Here is a 19,060-nt window from a genome sequence, read left to right as displayed (position 1 = left end):
GGGCTTCGAGCCCCGGCCGAGCCCGACGGCCCGGCCAATCTCCACTTCCGCCCGCACGACATCGAGCTGATCGACGGCTGCGGCGGCTGTCTCGCCGGCCTGGTCACCGCCAGCCGCCGGGTCGCCGGCACCCGCCATCTCGAACTCGCGCTTGGCCGCAACCATCCGCATGTCGAGATCGAACTGCCGCCCGAACGCGCCAATGCCGGCGACCACAGCCGCATCGCCTTTAGACCGACCAAGTGGAAGCTGTTCAGGGAGGCGCAGACGCAGGTCGCTGCAAGCACAAGGGCGGAAGTAGCCGAAGATCGCGCCGACGTGGAGCCCGCGGAGGCCGAAACCTTCGAGCTGGCCCGTACGGGCACCTGATCTTTCATCACGATGACGCCATACCGGGCAGAAACGGCGCCGCGTTTCTCCGGAATGGCTCCGCGCGCGACAACGCGCCGGCAAAGCACGGCCTGCGCGTCGTCGCTCGGATATCGGTTTGCGACAGGATGCGTTAAGCAGGACCCTTCGCGGCCACTCATCAAGGCCGCGGAACGGGAGAAGCGGCGCATGACCATCATTGACGGCCTCAAGCAAACCCTCGGCGATATCGTCCTGACCGGAACGGAGATCAGCGAGCGCCACCGTAGCGACGCCAGCCTCACGGGTCGCGATCTGCCGAAGGCGGTCGTCCGGCCGACGAGCAGCGATGAGATCGCAGCGGCCCTTCGCCTCTGCAACGAACGCGGCCAGGCGGTCGTGGTTCAGGGCGGCCTGACCGGGCTTGCCGGCGGCGCCAATGCCAATGGCGATGCGGTGGTGATCTCGCTCGAGCGCTTCACCGGGATTGAAGAAATTGATGCGCAGGCGGGAACCATGACGGTGCGTGCCGGAACGCCGCTCGAGGTGGCCCAGCGCGCCGCAGATGACGCCGGCTTCCTGCTGCCGATCGATCTCGGCGCGCGCGGCTCCTGCCAGATCGGCGGCAACCTCGCCACCAATGCCGGCGGCATCCGCGTTCTTCGCTACGGCGTGACCCGTGACAACGTGCTCGGCCTGGAGGTCGTACTTGCCGACGGCACGATCGTCTCCTCGCTCAACAAGATGATCAAGAACAATACCGGCTACGACCTCCGGCAATATTTCATCGGCTCGGAAGGAACATTGGGCGTGATCACCCGCGCGGTTCTGCGGCTGAGGCCGCTGCCGGCCGGCCGGCTGACGGCGCTCTGCGCGCTTGACAGCTACGACAATGTGGTCGCCTTTCTGGCGCGATGCCAGCGCGGCCTACCGGGCCTGTCGGCTTTCGAAGCGATGTGGCAGAGCTATTTCCGCTTCAACGCGGAAGCGGAAAAGCAAAGGCTTTTCGACGAAGTTCCGCCCTTCGCGGTGATTGTCGAACAGGATCTGCTCGGCAACGGCAACGAGCGCGAGGGCTTCGAGGCTTTCCTCGGCGAGGCGCTTGAAGACGGCATCATCAGCGATGCGCTGATCGCGCAATCGGAGAAGGAAAGCCGCTCGTTCTGGAGCGTGCGCGAAGGCCATGCGATGGACAGTCAACTGCCTGATCTCGTCAACCTCGACATCAGCCTGCCGATCGGCGATATCGGCCGCTTCGCCGACGAATGCGGCCAGGCGCTGTCCGCGCGCTTCCCCGCTGCGCATGTCTCCTTCTTCGGCCATGTCGCCGATAGCAACCTGCACATCGCCTTCTCCGATCCCGGCAGCGACGCGGAGACGCCGCACATCGTCGACGGCATCGTCTATGAGATCGTGCGCCGTTTCCGTGGGTCGATCTCGGCGGAACATGGCATCGGTACGCTCAAGCGGGACTTCCTCGACCATTCGCGCAGCCCCGCCGAGCTCGAACTCATGCGGCGGATCAAGCACGCGCTCGACCCGAACGGCATCCTCAATCCGGGAAAGGTACTCTAGACAAAGCGGCAAAAAGCGGGAGGGGTTTACCCGGATTCGCAAGCCTCTCGAAGCTCAGAGCCAGGAGGCCGGAGTCTTCGGCAAACGCCCCTCCGGATCTATGACCTGCAGCTCGGCACCTTCACCGGCATTCCAGCGCCAGAGCGCTACACATGTACCGCCGGGCGACATGAAGGACGGATAGATCAGACCGTCGAAACCGCGAGTGCCGAGCTCTCCCTGCAAACGATGCGTGTCGGGCACGAGCCCCCGATCAAGGGCATCGCGCCATTCGCAACGATGGATCTGAGCCGTGACGCCGAAAGCGGCCAGCGACTCCGGCATCGTCAGATCTGCAAGCCGCGCGTTGCGCAATTCGAGCTGGGCGATCAGCGCCGGGTGCTGGACGAAGCCCTGATTGTACTCGGCCCAGGCAGTCGACAGTTCACGCGCCGCGTAGATCGCCGGCATGCCCACCGGGTTCCACCGCCCACCGTAGCGCTGAGCGCCCTCGCCGGAGAGCGGCGCATGCGCCCATCGCGGCACATAGGCACGCCACAGACGCACCGTTTCGCTTGACGACATCAGGCGTAGACACCGGAGCGCACGGCTTCGAGATAGGCGAGCACCTTGTCGGCCTTGCCTTCACCGACAAGGTCATAGGCGGTCTTTCCCGCCCAGCCGGGAATCGGTTGATGCTTGAACCAGATGACGGCGCGGCTGTCGTCGCCCGCCATCTCACCGGCCATGGCGAGGATACGCACGACACCGCTCAGCGCCGCATCGACCTTGCGCGCGCTCGATTTCGCCGTCAGCGTATTGCGCGCAACGCCGATCAGCTTTGCCAGTTCAGCGAGCGTCACGCCCAGCCGCTCCGAAACCAGCCGGGCGGACAGGAAGGACGACTGGCCCTCACCGTATTCGGCGGTGGAGATGTTGAAACTGATGGCGGCCATGGCACGATCCGATCTTATTTTGATCACCATGCAATCAAAATAGGCTCAAAACGTGCCCAAATCAAGGAAACCTATTGCCGCCACGACGGTTCGCGCTTGTCGAAGAAGGCGCCTACGCCCTCGCGGGCCTCGTCCGATTCCCAGCAATCGGCAAGCTGTTCGATCGTCGCCGCGACGATGTCTTCGGTGATCGGAGCGCCAAGCGAACGGGCCAGCCGCTTGGCCCGGCCCGTGGCTTCGGGAGCCACGGCCAGATAGGGTTCGATTTCCGTTTCGATAGCCGCATCCAGCCCATCGGCCGAAACGACAGTGGTAACCAATCCCAGAGTGTGCGCCTCCTCGGCTCCGAACAGGCGGGCGGACATGAACAGTGGTCGCGCCTTGCCCTCGCCAATGCGGGCGACGACATAAGGGCTGATGGTCGCCGGGATCAGTCCGAGGCGCGTCTCGGTCAGGCCAAACTTGGCATCGGCCGAGGCAACCGCGGCATCGCAGACACTCATCAGGCCGACGCCGCCGCCGAAGGCATTGCCGTGCACACGCCCGATCACCGGCTTCGCAATCTCGTTCAGCGCCCTGAACATCATCGCAAGCCGCGTCGCCTCGGCGATGCGGGTCGCCCGATCGGCATCGAACTGCTCGCGCATCCAGCCGAGATCGCCGCCGGCGCAGAAACTCTTGCCCTCGCCTTCCAGAATGACGACCCGGACCGCGCGGTCGACCGACAGATTTGCCGCCGCTTCAGTGAGTTCGCCGATCATCTTCGCCGAAAGCGCGTTGTGCTTCTGCGGCTGCGCCAACGTCAACCGCGCGACGCCGCGGGCATCGGTGGCAATCCGGATGGTATCGAAGGTCATGAACCGCTCCTCAAGGTGCGCGCGAAAGCGGCTGCCTGTTCGAGTTTTGGTATGTCCAGTCCGGTCGAGAACCCCCTGGCCGTCACGAACGCATTGACAGCGAGCGTATCGACATTGCCGGCCGCGCCCGGCGCATAGGGGCAACCGCCGAGGCCGCCGGCCGACGCATCAAAAACCAGAAGGCCGCGGTCGAGCGCCACGGCAATATTGTCGAGCGCGCGGCCGGACGTATCGTGAAAATGCCCAGCCAGGTTTTCCGCAGGAATACCATCCAGCACCGCAGCCAGCATCGCGTCTACCGCTTCCGGCGTGCCGCGACCGATCGTGTCGCCGAGGCTGATCTCGTAGCAGCCGAGTTCGTCGAGAAGACCGGCGACATAGGCAGCGCTCGCGGGCGCAATCGCGCCCTCATAAGGGCATTCGACGACACAGCTCACATAGCCACGCAGCAGCACCCCTTTTTCGCGGCACAGTTCTGCAACCGGGTGGAACCGCTCGATGCTCTCGGCGATCGAGCAGTTGATGTTCTTTTGCGAAAAGGTCTCGGAAGCGGAAGCGAAGATCGCCACTTCGTCAGCGCCGGCAGCGAGTGCCGCCTCCAGCCCGCGCAAGTTCGGCGTCAGCACCGCATAGCGCGTGCCGGGGCGCCGGCGGATGCCCGCCATCACCTCGGCAGCGTCGGCCATCTGCGGCACCCATTTCGGGCTGACGAAGCTCGTCACCTCGATCCGCTCATAACCGCAATCCGATAGCATGTCGACGAGGCGGACCTTGTCGGCGGTGCCGACCAAGCGGCTTTCGTTCTGCAGCCCATCGCGGGGCGCCATCTCGACGATCGTCACGTGCTGGCGCGCCGATCCGCTCATTCCGCGCGCTCCGGCTCAAGCATCACCAGCACCGCGCTGGCGCTGACCTGTTCACCTTCGCTGACAAGCACGCTTTCGACCACACCATCGCGCGAAGCAGACAATGTGAGCTCCATCTTCATCGCCTCCATAACGGCAAGCGCCTGCCCCTTGGTGACCGTTTCGCCCGGACGAACCCGGACCAGCTTGACGATGCCGGGCATCGGCGCCGCCACCGCATCGTCCGCGACCTCGCTGGCGTGACCGGTCCCAAGCGCATCGGGCAGGCGAACGGCATAAGTCTCGCCATTGAGGAAGAGAGTGATCTGCTCGCCTTCGCGCAGGAAACGAAACTCCTGCTGTGCCCCCGAAATCTCGGCGCGGGCACCATCAGGGAACCGCTCGAGGATGACGACCGGCAGCGCCGCCGTTCCGGTGTGGACCGCGAACTGATCCCGTCCGCGCGCCGCCAGCGCCACGCTCGCCCGTCCGCCCGTGTGTTCGATCGTGACGCTCCTGCTTGCATCGCCCCAGATTTGCCAATGGCCGAGCGATGACCAGGGATCGGCAGACCCATCCGGCCCAAGCGCCCCGGTCGAGACGATGGCCGCAAGCGCAAGTGCTGCCTCGCTCGGCACAAGGGGCGCCGAAAGTCGATCGATCGCACGGTCGATCAGGCCGGTATCGGGCCGACCGGCGCGAAATTCTGGCTCTGCTGCAAGGCGCCCCAGAAAATCGAGATTGGTAATGGTACCGCCGATACGGCAGGCTTTCAGGGCGCTTTCGAGCTTTGCCAGCGCGGTCGAGCGGTTCGGTCCGTGAACGATCAGTTTTGCAATCAACGGGTCGTAAAACGGTGTGATCCGATCGCCCTGCCTGACGCCCGCATCGATGCGCACACCGTCCGCAGGAAAACTCATCGCCGTGAGCCGGCCGGTCGCCGGCAAAAAGCCGCGGGCCGGGTCTTCGGCATAGATGCGCGCTTCGAACGCCCAGCCGTCGATGCCAATTTCGCTCTGCCGTTTCGGCAGCGCCTCGCCGGCGGCGGCGCGCAATTGCCACTCGACGAGATCAATCCCGGTGATGGCTTCGGTGACCGGGTGCTCGACCTGCAGCCGCGTGTTCATTTCCATGAAATAGAACTGGTCCGGCCACAGCCCGTTGGTCACGTCCGCGATAAACTCGACAGTGCCTGCGCCGACATAGCCGATCGCCTGGGCGGCCCTTACCGCCGCATCGCCCATGGCGCGCCGCACTTCCGCGGTCATGCCCGGGGCCGGCGCCTCCTCGATCACCTTCTGGTGGCGGCGTTGCAGCGAGCAGTCACGCTCGTAAAGGTGCAGGATGTTGCCGTGCCGATCGCCGAACACCTGCACTTCGATATGCCTGGGTTTCGTCAGGTATTTTTCGATCAGCACCGAGCCGTCGCCAAAGGCGGCCTGCGCCTCACGCCGCGCCGCATCCAGTGCCGCTGGAAAATCTGCTGCGCTGTCGACGCGACGCATGCCCTTGCCACCGCCGCCGGCGCGCGCCTTGATCAGCACCGGATAGCCGACATTTTCCGTTTCGACCGCGAGAAAATCCGCATCCTGCCGTTCGCCGTGATAGCCGGGAACGACGGGCACGCCAGATTGCTCCATCAGAGCCTTGGCGGCATCCTTCAGACCCATCGCTCGGATCGCTCGGGCGGACGGTCCGACGAAGGTGATACCGGCTGCCTCGACGGCTTCGGCGAAATCGGCGTTCTCAGAGAGGAAGCCGTAACCCGGATGGATCGCATCCGCACCGACCGACCGCGCCGCAGCGATGATCCGCTCGGTCGAGAGATAGCTCTCGAGCGCCGCCGGCGGGCCGATGCGGATCGCCTCATCGGCAAGCGTGACATGCAACGCCCCGACATCGGCGTCGGAATAGACGGCAACCGTGCGGATGCCAAGACGCTTGGCGGTGCGCATCACCCGGCAGGCGATCTCACCGCGATTGGCAATCAGAAGCTTGGAAAACATCGGCATCTCCGGGCCTTATTGCGCCGCGATCACATCGATTTCGAGCAGCCAGCCGGCGTCGAAGATCCCGGCGATCGCCACCGTCATGGCGGGTGCGAGCGCGCCCAGATACTCCTGTCGCGCCGCGCGGTTGGCCATGGTGTACTGGCGGTCGGCAAGCAGGACCGTCACCTTGACGATATCGGCCTTGGTCATGCCCGCCGCGTTCAGTTGCGCGTCGATGTTCTGCCAGACCTGGCGCGCCTGCGCTTCGAAGCCCTCCGGCAATACGTCTTCCGGCGTCAACGGCACCTGGCCACTGACGAAGAGCAGGCGCTCGAAATTCTCCAGGCGAACGGCCTGCGAATAGCCGCCGCGCGGCTGCGGTGCGTTCGGGGCATTGATGTTTTCGCGTTTCATGCGTGTATCCCTACATCCTGAAGAGGCCGAAGCGCGTGTCTTCGATCGGCGCATTCAGCGCGGCCGACAGCGACAGGCCAAGCACGTCGCGCGTCTTGCGCGGATCGACGACGCCATCATCCCAAAGTCTTGCCGAGGCATAGAGCGGATGGCTCTGGCGCTCGAAGAGATCGAGGATCGGCTGGCGGAAACGCGCCTCCTCCTCTTCGCTCCAGGGTGTTCCGGCCCGTTTCAGCGCGTCGCTGCGCACGGTCGTCAGCACGCCGGCCGCCTGCTCGCCGCCCATCACGGAAATGCGGCTGTTCGGCCAGGTCCACAGGAACCGCGGCGAGAACGCGCGGCCGCACATGCCGTAATTGCCGGCACCGAAAGAGCCGCCGACCAGCATGGTCACCTTCGGCACCCGTGCGGTCGCCACCGCCGTCACCAGCTTGGCGCCGTGCTTGGCGATGCCCTCGGTCTCGTACTTTCGCCCGACCATGAAGCCCGTGATGTTCTGCAGGAAGACGAGCGGGATCTTGCGCTGGGCGCAGAGTTCGACGAAATGCGCACCTTTCAGCGCCGATTCCGAGAACAGCACGCCGTTGTTGGCGATGATGCCAACCGGAATGCCATGCACGTGCGCGAAGCCGCAGACGAGCGTCGTGCCGTAGCGTGCCTTAAACTCGTCGAAGCGCGACCCGTCTACGACGCGGGCGATCACCTCGCGGATATCGTAGGGCGTGCGCAGATCCGACGGCACGATGCCGGCGATTTCCTGTGGGTCGTAGAGCGGCGGCTCGGGTGCCGCCAGCTCGACCGAAAGCGGCTTGTGCCTATTGAGCGCGGCGACGGCCCGGCGGGCGAGCGCCAGCGCATGGGCGTCATCACGCGCCAGATGGTCGGCGACACCCGAAAGGCGCGTATGCACGTCGGCGCCGCCGAGGTCCTCCGCCGAGACCACCTCGCCGGTCGCGGCCCTGACGAGCGGTGGTCCGGCGAGAAAGATCGTGCCCTGTCCCTCAACGATGATCGTCTCGTCCGACATGGCCGGCACATAGGCACCCCCTGCCGTGCACGATCCCATGACGACGGCGATCTGCGGAATACCGGCCGCCGACATGTTGGCCTGGTTGTAGAAGATCCGGCCGAAGTGATCGCGGTCCGGAAACACCTCGTCCTGGTTCGGCAGGTTGGCGCCGCCGGAATCGACGAGGTAGATGCACGGCAGATGGTTCTCCGCCGCGATCTCCTGCGCCCTGAGATGCTTCTTCACCGTCAGCGGATAGTAGGTTCCGCCTTTGACCGTCGGGTCGTTGCAGACGATCATGCACTCACGGCCCGCAACGCGGCCGACGCCGGTTATCAACCCGGCCGCCGGCGCATCGCCATTATACATGCCGTGCGCCGCCGTCATGCCCACTTCGAGGAATGGCGTTGCGGGATCGATCAGGTGGGCCACACGGTCGCGCGGCAGAAGCTTGCCGCGGCTGACATGGCGTTCGCGCGCCGCATCGCCACCGCCGGCAGCCGCCAGCTTCACGGCATCCTCAACCGTCGCGATCGCCTCGGCCATAGCGGCCTGGTTCGCCTTGAACGTATCGGAGGACGGCTGGATGTGAGATTTCAGAACGGTCATCAAGTCCTCATTCGATCGAGTTCGGCCACTGCCTTCTGGCGCCGGGGCAAACCGGGAGTGCGCATTGCGTCCGCACCCCGCCTAGAGCGCCGTGCGCTCATATGAACGCACAATGGACGCTCTGGCACTTTGATCCTAGAGCATCTTTCTGCCTCAAGTGCTTCCACCTGGGGGCAGGATGCCTCTAGCGCGTCTCGGTGAACAGTTCGCGCCCGATCAGCATGCGGCGGATCTCGCTGGTGCCGGCGCCGATCTCGTAGAGCTTGGCGTCACGCAGCAACCGGCCGGCCGGGTAATCGTTGGTATAGCCGTTGCCGCCAAGGGCCTGGATCGCTTCCAGCGCGAGCGCCGTTGCCTTCTCCGCGGCATAAAGGATGCAGCCGGCAGCGTCCTTGCGCGTCGTCTCGCCGCGGTCGCAGGCCGACGCCACCGCATAGACATAGGCGCGCGCCGCATTCGCCGTCACATACATGTCTGCGAGCTTACCCTGCATCAGCTGGAATTCGCCGATCGCCTGGCCGAACTGCTTGCGTTCGTGCAGATAGGGGACGACGACATCGAGACAAGCGGCCATGATGCCAAGCGGCCCGGCGGAAAGCACCACGCGCTCGTAGTCGAGCCCGGACATCAGCACGCGCACGCCGCCACCGACCGTGCCGAGTACGTTTTCTTCCGGCACTTCGCAGTCATTGAAGATCAGCTCGCAGGTGTTGGAGCCGCGCATGCCGAGCTTGTCGAGCTTCTGGCCGGTGGAAAATCCGGCATAGTCCTTCTCGACGAGAAACGCAGTAATGCCGCGTGGGCCGGCCGTGGCGTCGGTCTTGGCGTAGACGACGAGCACGTCGGCATCCGGACCATTGGTGATCCACATCTTGTTGCCGTTAAGCACATAACGGTCGCCGCGCTTGTCGGCCTTGAGCGTCATCGACACGACGTCGGAACCGGCGCCGGGTTCGGACATCGCCAGCGCGCCGACATGTTCGCCGGATATCAGCTTCGGCAGGTAGCGCGTCTTTTGCGCCTCCGTGCCGTTGCGATTGATCTGGTTAACGCAGAGGTTGGAATGCGCGCCGTAGCTGAGGCCGATCGAGGCCGACGCACGGCTAATCTCTTCCATCGCCACGCAATGGGCGAGATAGCCCATGGCGGCGCCACCATAGGTCTCTCCCGCGGTGATGCCGAGCAGGCCAAGTTCACCCATTTCGCGCCAGAGCGGCATCGGAAACGCATTGTTGCGATCGGTCTCATCCGCCAGCGGCGCGATGCGCTCGGCCGCAAAACGGCGCACGGTCTCGCGCAATGCCTCGATGTCGTCACCGAGCGCGAAGGTCAATCCGCCCTGAAACATGTTCTGTCCTCCCCTCGTTCCGGGCCGCGCGGTCTCCTCCCACAGCGGCCGGACGAAATGCGTTCCATCCTCTACGCGGATCGCGACGAATGCAATGATATCAACGCCGCGAAGTGCCCGGACGATAGCACCGCGTTTCGCTAATTTCCTTCCAAAGAGGGGCAAAGCCAAGCATGATATGCAAATCCGCAGCCGCCGGTCGATTGCATCTTGTGCGCGAGCGGGCCGGCGGGCGCCCGGCCCGGGACCGTTCGCATCTCAGCGTCCTTACAACAGCAGGATTACGGTGACGCCAAGGGCGATCACCGTTCAGTTCTTGTTTGGCCAGATTTCCTGGCTGGCCTCGACGGCGGCAAGCCCCTGCATCGCGTCGCGATTGCCGGTGGCGGCAAGCGCTTCGAAGATCCGCCGCGCCTCGGCGTAGTACTTGAGGTTCATGTAGGAATACCCGCGCAGCACCATCAGATCCTGGCGGCGGGTCGAAATCTGCCCGAGTTGATCGAGAAACAGGATTGCCTCGCGGTAGCGCTTGGCATCGAAAGCTGCAATAGCCCGGTCAGCGAGGATTGCCGTCTGCAGCTCGTCCACCCGCCCCCTTGTCTGCGTCGACTTGGTTGCGGAAACCGCCGCCTTGTTGGTCAGGCCGGCGCGCAAGTAGGCAAGGCTCTGGCCATAGGCTGCGTCTTCGCGGATCTGCGATGCAGCAGCCTGGAGCGCGACCTCGAAAGCTTCAGCCGCCTCCAGAGGTCGATTGAGGTCCATGAGGCACCAGCCACGGGCCAGCGCCGCCTGCGGCGCCAAGCCGGCGGGATTAATGGTCGTCCGGCAACCGGCCCCGCTTCGCACCGCCTTTTGGGCAGTGCCGCCCGTGCGCGGCCTCCGGGTGACGGGCTGCTCAACGACCTCCGCCACCGCCGTCGCGCGGGTGGACGACTGGGGCGGGGTGTACGCCTGCGCCTCGGCCGTCGGGACCTGCGTCCGGTTGACTTCCTCGAGCTTATCCTTGACCTCGCCAAGACGAGCGATACGCTCTGAGCGCCCCGACCACAAACGCTGGATTTCGACAACGCCGTCTTTGTCACCCAGCTGATCGCGGCTGAGCGCAAGCCCATAGGCCGACGGCTCGTCGTCCGGCTTCCAGCGCAGCGCCGTCGCAAACCACAGCGCCGCTGTTGCCGGCTGGTTGAGGGCACGGGCGTACCAGCCGAACTGCTGTGCCGTCGCCGCATCGCGGCCCTTCGTTGTCTCCTGGGCAATCCGGGCCAGCACTGCCGCATCCAGCGCCACCGGCGGATCGATCGCCAGAAGGTTGGCAGTGGCGGCAAAATAGGTCGCCAGCGCGTCGGGTGAGCTCGCGCGCCACGGATAGAGAACCGCTTCGGCTTCGGCCGGCGCGTTCCGCGCAATCAGCGTGAGGGCCAGACCTTGCGAGGCGGAGGCGGAATCTTCCTTGTCGTGGGCGCGCCGGAACCATTGTTCGGCCGCGCTCATATTGTCTCGGCGCAACTGATACCAGCCGAGCAGCAGCGCGTCGCTTGCCGCCCCACCGGTCTCGGCCAGCGTCTCGACACGCTGCACATATCTGGGATCGACGGCGAGCGCCTTGTCTTCATCACCTTCTGCGACGAAGCGACGGGCCAGATCGTCGCGGATGCTCTCGAATTCCGGCACGCCCTCAGGCGTGGTGCGCTCAAGCGCAAGCAAGTCCTGCAGTGTCGCGTAGGGCAGCACCGCCGCAGCCTTCTGCACGGTCGCGAGCCGTTCGGGAGCGTTTTCGCAACTCTTCAGTACATAGAGATAGGCATCGCGGGCGCGCTCCGGCCGCTTGGTTTGAGCAAAGGCATTGGCGACGTGCCACAGCACATCCACCTCCGAGCAGGTGAGAAGGCTCGGCGTGCTCGCGGCGATCGAAATCACGGTTTCATACTGCTTGAGTTCGGAGGCGTTCACCAGCCGGGCCCGCGCCTCGGCGACATTGAGGCGCTCCAGGAGGTCCGACGGCGGCTGCCAGGCGGCCTCCTTCGCCTGACGCTCGGCGATCGCCTTGCGGACTTCGGCGTAGCGGCCTTCCGAATAGAGCCGCCACATGGTTTCAAGCGCGACATCGGTGTTGCGCGGCACCGCCAGCGGATCGGCGGGCGGGACCCAATCGGGATAAAGCGAGCGCAGGCGCGAGATCTCGGCCTGCAGACGGGCCGTATCCCCCTTGGCCGCGAAATAGCGAAGTGCCGATTCGTCGACGACAGGCTCCGGTTTGGCCTGACTGGCGCCTTCTTCCGAAGGCTTTTCCGCCTGTGCAACCTCGGTAAAATGCGCAGCAGAGCTTCGTCCGCCTTTGTCCGCGACACTGCCGACGGCGACAGAGGCCTCCTGATTGGCTGCGGACAAACTATTGAATTTCTTGTCATCTTGGCGCAGAAATCCGCCATCGGTCAGTCCGGCAACCCCGATCGCCGTGGTCATAACAGCGGCAATGGCAACGATTGAGGACTTCATAGACACTCCGGACGCTTCTCCTTCACGTAAGACAGCCCCAACAGGTGCAGCGTGGAAGGATAGTATAGCGTCGGGCTGAACACCTTGACGCTGTCGGGTATCGGGACCCGGTCCAAGACACAGGCCAGAATATGGTTAACAAAACGATAACCGGGGTCCATCAGGCTCGTCTGCACGGCACCGGCCGCGTCGCTGAGGATCAGCGCGTCGTCGCTGCCGGCAATCCCCTTTCGCAACCGCGCCATCAGATCCCGATCGCCCATATCAGCGCGCACCAGGTAAAGCGGTACGCGCAGAGCATTGTAACCGAATTCGGCCGGAAAGCCCTGAGCAGGCTTGGGTGTCGTTCGAAGGCTGACCCAGTCGGCCGGCAATTTTCGCGAGCCCATCTGCGCGGCACCGAGAAGCCATAGGCCGGTGTCGGAAAGCTCCTTCCAGCGCGGCGACGGCGCCACCCGGTCGAGCGCTGGGAACGCCTCGAAGATCCAGTAGGACGGATTGACCACGGGGCCATCCGGCCGGTCGGCCGTTCCGAAACCCGAGACGCCCGGCATGAGCAGCGTCTGACCGCCATGGTCGAGCACGGCACGGTCGAGGACAGCTTTCGCAATCCGCGCCGCCGCTTGCAGATAGTCCTCCCGCTGCCAGCGCTCGCCGGCCAAGACCAGTGCATAGGCGATCAAAATGTCGCCATCGGTGGCATTGTTGATGTCGACGACGTGGGGCGTTTCGGTCGGGCTCCATTTCCAGGCCGCCAAGCCGTCATCTCTCAACAGCAACTCGCGACGGGTGAACGACCAGATCAGCGCAAAATCGGCCGGGTTTTCCGCCAGCACGGCCAAAAGCAGGCCATAGCCCTGTCCTTCGCTGTGGCTGACATTGCCGTTGCCGTCGTCGATGATGCGCCCGCCCGCATCGAGAAAGCGGGCCTTGTATTGTTCCCAGTCCCTTGCACTCACCGAGCCGCCCTCTTCAGCCCCACCGGCTGCGACCGGGATCATGAGGGCAAGCAGCCCGGCAAAGAGAGCGGTTCGCCACCTCATTGGCGGCGCCCAAGCCGTGTCAGCATCGAGGATGTCACCAGCCCCAGGAGCACGGACAGCACGATCAACAGCAGCGCGTAGAACATGATGTTGCTGGACAGCCAGTTCGCCAGGATCAGGCGATAATTGGTAAGAGACGGCGGTTGCGTCTGAACGAAATCGAACCCGGCGACCGGCGTGACGTCGATATTGTCAGTCGCCGGCTCATAAACCGAGACCCGACCGGCGAGTTGCTGCCAGCGCGTGACATCTACGATCGCTGAAGTCCCCTCGCGCAAGCGCTTGGCTGTCGGCGCCGTCAGCAGCGTCCAGGTCGCATCGTCTGTCGGATTGGCGCCCTGAGCAAGCACCAGGCTTGCGCTTTCCGGCGGAGCGAACTCGGCCTGCGCTTCGGGCATGATGCGCAAGGAGCTCAGCGAAATATCGAACTCCTGCTTTACCCAGGTCTGAAAGCCTGTCAGCTGATTTCGCCACGCGCCGCCGCTCAGACGGGTGCGCCATTCGTCGATGGCCCTTTGCGTCTCATCTCTTTGCCCCGTATCCGTGGCATTGCCCCAGGACATCTGCCGCGTCGAATCGATCCCGACTTGCGTCAGCACCGTCTTCGGTAACTGTGGCATGGCGCCGACGAAAAGCGCGTTGCGGCTGCCGGCCGCAAGTGGCGACGTGATCATCTCCACGAGGATTGGCCTGCCACCGGCAACGGCGAGCCGGCCAAGAAATGTCGCGGCTGCCGACAATGTGTCCTCATCGGCACGGTCGAGAAAGAGCGGAACGGCGGCAGCGTCGTTGCGGTAGGGTGCTCCAGCCCCGGAAATTGCCGCGAGGTTCGGCCGCCGGCCGATCCGTGCAAAGTCCGGCATGCGCAGCTCCGAAGTGTCGAAGAGCGCGAAACGCGGATCGCTTGCAGCCGGCGTCCCCGGCGCACAAGCCTTGTCCGGCTCGGCAAGCAGCACCGCCTCGATCTCGATCAGGTTGGGGCCGGGCTTGAAGTGGCGCATCGTCACATTGATCGGCAGATGTCGCAGAATATCGCCCGTCACCGAATTTAACGGAATGGTCGAGGCGATGTTGCCGTTGACGTAGATGTCGATGTGGCTGCCGGGAAGAACGGCCTCGGTATAGGCAGCGTCGAGCAGCAGCGTCGCATCGCCATAGGCATCCGCATAGAAATCCGACGGCACGGCAACCGAAAAGCGCGCGCGAAAGCGCCGGCCGGTGAACTCGCTGGTCTCCACCCCGAGCTCGGAGAACCGCAGGCGCGCGTTGGAAACGACCAATGGCGTCTCCGGCAGAAGCCAGCGCCCGGTGCCGATGACGTCGCGCGGCACGTTGCTCGGTCGGTCCATCGGCTGGGTGACGCCTTCGATCGCCTCCTGAACTGCAGACCAGTCCGGGCCGCTGATGACCAGCACCGAAGCCTTGGTCTTGCTGTCGCGCACGAACATGGCAACTGGCCCGCTGGAGGCCCCGTCGGGCAGCCGCTCGATCAGCGGCGCCACTTCTTCGGCGGTGCCGACGAGTGCGGTGATCTGGCCCGGCTTCCCGAGTTCGGGCATGGTTTCGCTAAGCGCGAATTGCTGGGCGGGCATCTGGCCGCGCAGCGCCAACCCCTGCGCAAGGCGCATCAGCGCTGCCGTTCGGCTCGGTTGCTGCAGACCGGGAACGACCAGGTTGAACTGCGTCCTGCCGCGCTCGTCGAGACCGACCGCGCGCACGTCGTCGAGGCTGGAAAGCGAAGCGCTTTCGCCGGAAGAAAAGCGGATGAAGGCGGTGTCCGGAGCGATCTCGGTCCACAGCTCATAGGTCGATTCGACCGTGCAATCCGTGCGGTGACGCTGGCGGACCCTGAAGCGAATGTCATTGGTACCGGCATGCAGCAGGCCGGGCTTCAGATCGTAGCTCAGCTGAGCCGCCGTCTCCGCTGCACCGACCGGACCTTCACCGGCGAGTTCGCCGTTGACGAAAACCGAAAGCGTCGACGCTTCCGGGGCGACGACAATCGCGTTCTGGTAGGAAAAATTAAGCGTCGCCGAAGACTGCGCCTGCGCCGGCGTCAGATAGACAGACCAGGTGCGCTCATCGACCTCCCCCGTCAGCGACAAGGCACTGAACGGAATGATGAAGCGCTTGAAGTCATCCGGCAGCTTGGCGGCGATCGGCCGCTCGGCCGGCAGACCGCTCTTTCCGCCGGCCTCTGCCGGCCGTTGCCGTAGCGGCACATCCGCCGGGCGCTCGCCGGACATGTCGAAAGGCGCGGGCTGGGCAGCCGCCTGTGTCGTGACGGTCAACAGGGCAGCGAGGAGGATGCCTCTGATCATCAGGTTCCCTCCTTCTGCGCTTCGGAAGTGCGCAGACTGCGCAGGAAGTAGATCAGGCCCCGGCTGGTCTGGTAAAGCGCCAGCCAGAGGAACCAGAGCGTGCCGCGCAGCAGGCCGGGGTTGCCGCGCCGGGCGCTCTGGAATTCGCTCCATTGCCGCGAATTGGCAAAAATCAGATCGGCGACCAGGCTGTGATGGCGCGCGACCTGGGGCAGATAGCGGCAGCCGATGACGGTGATATCGCCGGCGACCTCCTTGTTCCTGATCGAGACCGGCAGCGTCTCCGGTATGCCGCTGCCGCTATAGGGCTCGAAGCGGATCGCCCCTTCCGTGTCGGTCGGCAGCGCCGTCGGGTCGATGCCATAGACCTGCACGCGTGCTCCATGCGCGGAAACGTCTTCGATCGTTGCCGGATACCATTGCTCGGCAACGCCGAACTCGCAACGACGGCTGACCTTGACGCGGCGCGAGGCGGCCCGTTCGCCGCGCTCGGAAACAACGCCGAGCAGGCAACCGGCCATGATCAGGTTCAGGAGGTTCCAGCCGCCGACGACCAGCGTCACGTCAGCCTTGTATGGCTCGGTGTAGACCCGGTAGACGGTTATCAGCAGCGCAACGAAGAGCACCGCGAAGATGACGAAGAACGGCCGGCCGATCTCGGACAGGCGGCTTTCCTGGATCGATTCGTCCTTTGCCGTCACCTTGAAGGTCGGCCGGCTCGGCCTCAGTAACACCGAAATGACGGCCGGCAGGAGATGCACCGTCTGCGCAAACTCGTAGAGTTCGGAGATCCATGGCCAGCGGAACGAGCCATAGAGATAATTCTGCATCATGAGGTTCACGAGCATGTAGGCAAGCGTATAGGCGAGAAACTCGCCGCCCGACGCCGTGAAAATCTCGAGGTCGAAGAACAGGTAGAAGAGCGGGGCGAAAAGGAAGATCGTCCGCGGGATCGGGAACAACCAGAAGAGCGTCGATGACATGTAGCAAAGCCGCTGCGGGATCGACAGGCCGCCCTTGAACAACGGGAAGCGGAAGAGAAGAATCTGCATCATGCCCTGCGCCCAGCGGCTGCGCTGGCCGATGAAGCTTGCGAAGGTCGCCGGCTGCAAACCTGCGATCAGCGGGCGGTCGACATAGATGCTGTTCCAGCCCCGCCCATGAAGGGCAAGTGCCGTCTCGCAATCCTCGGTGATGCTCATGCCGCTGAAGCCATCGGCATCTTCCAGCGCCTTGCGCCTGAGAACGGCGGCCGAACCACAAAAGAAGGCGGCATTCCATTTGTCGAGGCCGCGCTGAATGATGCCGTAGAACATTTCATTCTCGCTCGGCATCTTTTCGAAGGTGCGCAAGTTGCGCTCGAGCGGGTCCGGGTTAAGGAAGAAGTGCGGCGTCTGCACCAGAAACAACTTCGGATCCTGCTCAAAATAGCCAACGGTTTCCAGCAGGAAGTCGCGCGCCGGCGCATGGTCGGCGTCGAAGACGGCGATCAGCTCGCCATCGGAATGCAGCATGCCATTGTTGAGGTTGCCCGCCTTGGCGTGCTCGTTGCGCTCGCGCGTGAGGTAGCGCACGCCGAGATCATCGCAAAGCGCCTGCAGCTCGACATGGCGGGCCGAGGCGCGCTGTGCCTCGATGAGGTTCGCCGACATGCGCTTCTGCTGGGTGCCGCCATCGTCGAGAAGCCAGACCGTCAACTTGTCCGCCGGATAGTCCATCGCCTTTGCGGCGGCGAGCGTATTGGCGAGCAGACCCGCATCCTCGTTGTAGGAGGGAACGAAGACATCGACCTTCGGAAACTTGCCGGGCGAGATGGAGCTCGCCTTGCGCGGCGGTAGCGGCATCGCCACCACGAACAAGCTCAAAGACAGCATCATCACGCTATACATTTCAGCGAGATAGAGCAGGAAGCCCGGAATGAAATTTTCAAGCTGGTTGAGCGGCGGCAAAGTGCTCGTCGTGCGCCAGTAGACATAGCGCAGAACGACGGCCGTGCCGAAGGCAAGCGCGATCAAGCGCCAGCGCCCGCCGGCATTGACGAGCTTCAGAACGGCCATGAAGGTGACGATCAGGACGCTGACGATCAGCTGTGTCTGGAGGTTGACCGGCAACGTGATGACGGCAATGACGCAAAGCGAGAAAAAAGCCCAAGCGGCAACCGATCCGACCTTGCTCATACATTTGCCTTCCAGCGTTCGGCATCATGCCACTGGTATTGCTCGATCTATGTTCGACCGAGTCCCTGAACCGACACCAGCCCATAACAAAGGATGGTTAGCAGTCGATTAAGGGCATGCTGTGCCAGCCTGCTGCGCATCGCATGTTGGCACCGGCACGATCACGGTCGGCACCGTTTGCGCCCGACCATCCGGCTGCGGCAGCGTCATAGTCCCGTCCGGTTGAGGAACCGGAATCGATGACGCCGCCGTCGGCGTGACAACCAGCTGTTTGGTCTGTGTCGATGGGACACTGCGAACTTCTCGCCGCATGACCGGCTGCGGCTGGCGTCTCGTGACCGCGACGGGGACACTCTCCGTCGGCGCCTGTTCCCTTGCATAGATCGGACTGCCGGTCCGGCCGAGCCCCGCTTCCAGCGGCGGCGGCGCGCCATAGGGGTTCCAGGCGGGATCGCCGAAGGTACCGGTGATCGTATAGCCATAGACCGGCGCCAGGAGTTCCGCCTCATTCGCGCCGATCACGCAGTAGCGGAGCTTGATCTGAATGGTGCCGTAGCCCTTGAGCGGAGAACGATGGTTTTCCTGCTGGCGGATCTGTTGCCAGGCAAAGATGCAGGCGTCGTTCGCCCGGCCTCGTCCGAAGGCATAGCCGAAGGGGCCGTAGTTGTTCTGGAGGAAATAGGGATTGAGCGCCAGGGAAACACCGGGCAACGCCCGGCGCGCCTCTGCCATCATCCTGTTGTCCTGAATACCGGCGTAGCCACTGCTCTTCTGTTGATCGAATTTGGCGTCCATCGGCCCGAAGAACTTGGCCTGCAGGACGTTCTGGCCGGGCGTTGCCGCCGACGTGTACAAATAGATATCCTGCTCGATGGCGTTCGTGCGACGCCGTTCGACGACGTTCAAGACCGCCGGGCCACCGGGCGGAGGCAGGATCAGAGCGTTTTCCGAGGGAACCATGGCGCTGCCGGTCGGCGTGCCGACGTCCTGGCGTGTCGCGCAACCCGACATCGCCGCAGCCGCTACCAGCGACGCCGCGACCATCATGGGTGCGCGACCGCTCCTAGAGAGGCGCCGCCTCTCGTTCGACGT

15 protein-coding genes are annotated in these 19,060 nt (G+C 64.3%); 2 read left to right on the top strand and 13 right to left on the bottom strand.

Annotated elements, in window-relative coordinates:
• Both BBX50_RS20270 and BBX50_RS20265 read left to right on the top strand, forming a co-directional pair.
• On the top strand, positions 1-369 hold a 369-nt coding region (locus BBX50_RS20270; RefSeq protein ID WP_201723502.1), incomplete at its 5' end, for a TOBE-like domain-containing protein.
• 189 nt (positions 370-558) lie between these two features.
• Positions 559-1,923, top strand: a complete 1,365-nt coding sequence (locus BBX50_RS20265; RefSeq protein WP_065777122.1) for an FAD-binding oxidoreductase — start codon at positions 559-561, stop codon at positions 1,921-1,923.
• 54 nt (positions 1,924-1,977) lie between these two features.
• Here the strand turns inward: BBX50_RS20265 and BBX50_RS20260 are convergent, their stop codons facing one another.
• The 13 genes from BBX50_RS20260 to bcsN form a co-directional block, all read right to left on the bottom strand.
• Positions 1,978-2,487, bottom strand: coding sequence for an RES domain-containing protein (locus BBX50_RS20260; RefSeq protein WP_065777121.1), 510 nt, complete (start codon positions 2,485-2,487; stop codon positions 1,978-1,980).
• Positions 2,487-2,858 carry an antitoxin Xre/MbcA/ParS toxin-binding domain-containing protein gene (locus BBX50_RS20255; protein WP_065777120.1) on the bottom strand — a complete coding sequence of 124 codons (372 nt, stop codon included), beginning with the start codon at positions 2,856-2,858 and terminating at the stop codon, positions 2,487-2,489. Before BBX50_RS20255 ends, BBX50_RS20260 begins: the two co-directional genes overlap by 1 nt.
• Before the next feature lie 71 nt (positions 2,859-2,929).
• Positions 2,930-3,715 (bottom strand): crotonase/enoyl-CoA hydratase family protein, encoded by a 786-nt coding sequence (locus BBX50_RS20250; RefSeq protein WP_065777119.1) that lies wholly within the window; start codon positions 3,713-3,715, stop codon positions 2,930-2,932.
• A complete protein-coding gene (locus BBX50_RS20245) occupies positions 3,712-4,581 on the bottom strand; it encodes a hydroxymethylglutaryl-CoA lyase (protein ID WP_065777118.1) in 870 nt (289 codons plus the stop codon). Before BBX50_RS20245 ends, BBX50_RS20250 begins: the two co-directional genes overlap by 4 nt.
• Positions 4,578-6,566: an acetyl/propionyl/methylcrotonyl-CoA carboxylase subunit alpha gene (locus BBX50_RS20240; protein ID WP_065777117.1), complete on the bottom strand. Its 1,989-nt coding sequence runs from the start codon at positions 6,564-6,566 to the stop codon at positions 4,578-4,580. Before BBX50_RS20240 ends, BBX50_RS20245 begins: the two co-directional genes overlap by 4 nt.
• A 15-nt stretch (positions 6,567-6,581) precedes the next feature.
• On the bottom strand, positions 6,582-6,965 hold the full coding sequence (locus BBX50_RS20235; protein WP_065777116.1) for a RidA family protein: 384 nt from the start codon (positions 6,963-6,965) through the stop codon (positions 6,582-6,584).
• A gap of 10 nt (positions 6,966-6,975) precedes the next feature.
• Entirely contained in the window at positions 6,976-8,583 is a 1,608-nt protein-coding gene (locus BBX50_RS20230; RefSeq protein ID WP_065777115.1) for a carboxyl transferase domain-containing protein, read from the bottom strand.
• A 184-nt stretch (positions 8,584-8,767) separates the two neighbouring features.
• A complete protein-coding gene (locus BBX50_RS20225) occupies positions 8,768-9,931 on the bottom strand; it encodes an isovaleryl-CoA dehydrogenase (protein ID WP_065777114.1) in 1,164 nt (387 codons plus the stop codon).
• 309 nt (positions 9,932-10,240) lie between these two features.
• A complete protein-coding gene (locus tag BBX50_RS20220) occupies positions 10,241-12,427 on the bottom strand; it encodes a cellulose synthase (RefSeq protein ID WP_065777113.1) in 2,187 nt (728 codons plus the stop codon).
• Positions 12,424-13,428, bottom strand: a complete 1,005-nt coding sequence (locus tag BBX50_RS20215; RefSeq protein WP_244513206.1) for a glycosyl hydrolase family 8 — start codon at positions 13,426-13,428, stop codon at positions 12,424-12,426. Before BBX50_RS20215 ends, BBX50_RS20220 begins: the two co-directional genes overlap by 4 nt.
• A 38-nt stretch (positions 13,429-13,466) precedes the next feature.
• On the bottom strand, positions 13,467-15,791 hold the full coding sequence (locus BBX50_RS20210) for a cellulose biosynthesis cyclic di-GMP-binding regulatory protein BcsB (protein ID WP_139108298.1): 2,325 nt from the start codon (positions 15,789-15,791) through the stop codon (positions 13,467-13,469).
• The gene (bcsA, locus tag BBX50_RS20205; protein ID WP_065777111.1) at positions 15,791-17,968 is read right to left on the bottom strand and encodes a UDP-forming cellulose synthase catalytic subunit; all 2,178 of its coding nucleotides are present in this window, start codon (positions 17,966-17,968) and stop codon (positions 15,791-15,793) included. Before bcsA ends, BBX50_RS20210 begins: the two co-directional genes overlap by 1 nt.
• Positions 17,969-18,076: 108 nt before the next feature.
• Positions 18,077-19,015, bottom strand: coding sequence for a cellulose biosynthesis protein BcsN (gene bcsN / locus BBX50_RS20200; RefSeq protein ID WP_139108297.1), 939 nt, complete (start codon positions 19,013-19,015; stop codon positions 18,077-18,079).
• Positions 19,016-19,060: the final 45 nt, after the last annotated feature.

Origin of the sequence: Ensifer sp. LC11 (assembly GCF_001695835.1) — a bacterium.
Classification (GTDB): Bacteria; Pseudomonadota; Alphaproteobacteria; order Rhizobiales; family Rhizobiaceae; genus Ensifer.
The sequence above is the reverse complement of the archived record's forward strand: the minus strand, read 5'-3'. Positions and strand labels throughout refer to the sequence as shown.